Source organism: Hydrogenophaga palleronii NBRC 102513, assembly GCF_001571225.1.
GTDB lineage: Bacteria > Pseudomonadota > Gammaproteobacteria > Burkholderiales > Burkholderiaceae_C > Hydrogenophaga > Hydrogenophaga palleronii.
Genome location: NZ_BCTJ01000079.1, coordinates 2,501 through 5,769, shown reverse-complemented (window position 1 = coordinate 5,769; position 3,269 = coordinate 2,501). Strand labels below are relative to the sequence as shown.

At 51.1% G+C, this 3,269-nt stretch carries 2 rRNA genes; both read right to left on the bottom strand.

What is annotated here, in order from left to right:
- Positions 1-56: 56 nt before the first annotated feature.
- Positions 57-169, bottom strand: a 5S ribosomal RNA gene (gene rrf, locus HPA01S_RS22200).
- Positions 170-337: 168 nt separating this feature from the next.
- Positions 338-3,216: ribosomal RNA gene (locus tag HPA01S_RS22195) — 23S ribosomal RNA — on the bottom strand.
- Between the last annotated feature and the right edge of the window lie 53 nt (positions 3,217-3,269).

The window sequence follows — 3,269 nt, the reverse complement described above, 5'->3', positions numbered from 1 at the left end:
AAAGCCCAAACCCCCAGGCACCTTTTGGTACGAGGGGGTTTGGGGGGCTTGTAAGAGCCTGACGATGACCTACTTTCACACGGGAACCCGCACTATCATCGGCGCAAAGGCGTTTCACTGTCCTGTTCGGGATGGGAAGGAGTGGTACCACCTCGCTATGGTCGTCAGGCATAACTTGTTGTCCTGGCTGCACACATAGTGCAGCCCGAACGAATTCATAGAGCTTCGAATCAGCTATTTTTGATTGCTGCCAACGATGTGGTGTATTAGACCACAGGGCATAACATGACTTTTCAGTCGGATGACATTTGACTCTGATGGATTTCATCAAAGTTATAGGGTCAAGCCGCACGAGCAATTAGTATCAGTTAGCTTAACGCATTGCTGCGCTTCCACACCTGACCTATCAACGTCCTGGTCTTGAACGACTCTTTAGGGGGCTCAAGGCCCCGGCAGATCTCATCTTGGAACGAGTTTCCCGCTTAGATGCTTTCAGCGGTTATCTCTTCCGCACTTAGCTACCCGGCAATGCCACTGGCGTGACAACCGGTACACCAGAGGTGCGTCCACTCCGGTCCTCTCGTACTAGGAGCAGGCTTCCTCAAATCTGCAGCGCCCACGGAAGATAGGGACCAAACTGTCTCACGACGTTTTAAACCCAGCTCACGTACCTCTTTAAATGGCGAACAGCCATACCCTTGGGACCGGCTACAGCCCCAGGATGAGATGAGCCGACATCGAGGTGCCAAACACCGCCGTCGATATGAACTCTTGGGCGGTATCAGCCTGTTATCCCCAGAGTACCTTTTATCCGTTGAGCGATGGCCCTTCCATACAGAACCACCGGATCACTATGTCCTGCTTTCGCATCTGCTCGACTTGTCAGTCTCGCAGTTAAGCACGCTTATGCCATTGCACTATTAGCACGATGTCCGACCGTACCTAGCGTACCTTCGAACTCCTCCGTTACACTTTGGGAGGAGACCGCCCCAGTCAAACTGCCTACCATGCACTGTCCCCGATCCAGATAATGGACCTAGGTTAGAACCTCAAACACACCAGGGTGGTATTTCAACGTTGGCTCCACCGGAACTAGCGTCCCGGCTTCAAAGCCTCCCACCTATCCTACACAGATCTGTTCAAAGTCCAATACAAAGCTACAGTAAAGGTTCATGGGGTCTTTCCGTCTTTCCGCGGGGAGATTGCATCATCACAAACATTTCAACTTCGCTGAGTCTCAGGAGGAGACAGTGTGGCCATCGTTACGCCATTCGTGCAGGTCGGAACTTACCCGACAAGGAATTTCGCTACCTTAGGACCGTTATAGTTACGGCCGCCGTTTACTGGGACTTCGATCAAGAGCTTGCACCCCATCAATTAATCTTCCAGCACCGGGCAGGCGTCACACCCTATACGTCCACTTTCGTGTTTGCAGAGTGCTGTGTTTTTAATAAACAGTCGCAGCCACCAATTTTTTGCAACCCATTCATGCTCAGATGTTCTCATCACATTACTAGGGCACACCTTCTTCCGAAGTTACGGTGTCAATTTGCCGAGTTCCTTCTCCTGAGTTCTCTCAAGCGCCTTAGAATACTCATCTCGCGCACCAGTGTCGGTTTGCGGTACGGTCAATTACAAGCTGAAGCTTAGTGGCTTTTCCTGGGACCTCGTTCAGTTACTTCGTGAGCAAGCTCACTCGATCGACAGCCTCGGTATATGACACGCGGATTTGCCTACGTGTCGCCTACATCTGTCTAAACCGGCACATCCAACCGCCGGATAACCTATTAAGATCCGTCCCCACATCGCACTTGTAATCGGTACAGGAATATTGACCTGTTTCCCATCAGCTACGCATCTCTGCCTCGCCTTAGGGGCCGACTCACCCTACGCCGATGAACGTTGCGTAGGAAACCTTGCGCTTACGGCGAGGGGGCTTTTCACCCCCTTTAACGCTACTCATGTCAGCATTCGCACTTCTGATACCTCCAGCATCCTTTACAAGACACCTTCACAGGCTTACAGAACGCTCTCCTACCACTTGCAATAAATTGCAAATCCGCAGCTTCGGTAACTGGCTTAGCCCCGTTACATCTTCCGCGCAGGACGACTCGATCAGTGAGCTATTACGCTTTCTTTAAATGATGGCTGCTTCTAAGCCAACATCCTGACTGTTTTAGCCTTCCCACTTCGTTTCCCACTTAGCCAATTTTAGGGACCTTAGCTGGCGGTCTGGGTTGTTTCCCTCTTGAGTCCGGACGTTAGCACCCGGTGCTCTGTCTCCCAAGCTGTACTCATCGGTATTCGGAGTTTGCCTTGGTTTGGTAAGTCGCCATGACCCCCTAGCCAAAACAGTGCTCTACCCCCGACGGTAATACTTGAGGCACTACCTAAATAGTTTTCGGAGAGAACCAGCTATTTCCAAGTTTGTTTAGCCTTTCACCCCTATCCACAGCTCATCCGCTAGTTTTGCAACACTAGTCGGTTCGGACCTCCAGTACCTGTTACGGCACCTTCATCCTGGCCATGGATAGATCACTTGGTTTCGGGTCTACACCCAGCGACTGAATCGCCCTATTCGGACTCGATTTCTCTACGGCTTCCCTATTCGGTTAACCTTGCCACTGAATGTAAGTCGCTGACCCATTATACAAAAGGTACGCAGTCACCCCTTACGAGGCTCCTACTTTTTGTAAGCACGCGGTTTCAGGATCTATTTCACTCCCCTCCCGGGGTTCTTTTCGCCTTTCCCTCACGGTACTTGTTCACTATCGGTCGATGATGAGTATTTAGCCTTGGAGGATGGTCCCCCCATATTCAGACAGGATTTCTCGTGTCCCGCCCTACTTGTCGTTAGCTCAGTACCACACAGGTCTTTTCACGTACGGGGCTATCACCCGCTATGGCCGCCCTTTCCAAAGCGTTCCGTTAAGTCTTGTGCTATCACTAACAGGCTCTTCCGATTTCGCTCGCCACTACTTTCGGAATCTCGGTTGATGTCTTTTCCTCGAGCTACTGAGATGTTTCAGTTCACCCGGTTCGCCTCGCATGACTATGTATTCATCATGCGATACCTACTGCTAGGTGGGTTTCCCCATTCGGAAATCTCCGGATCAAAGCTAATTTGCCAGCTCCCCGAAGCTTATCGCAGGCTATCACGTCCTTCGTCGCCTATCATCGCCAAGGCATCCACCACGTGCTCTTATTCACTTGACCCTATAACTTTGACATCTCACCGGGTCTTGCAACCCACCAAAATACAAAATCAC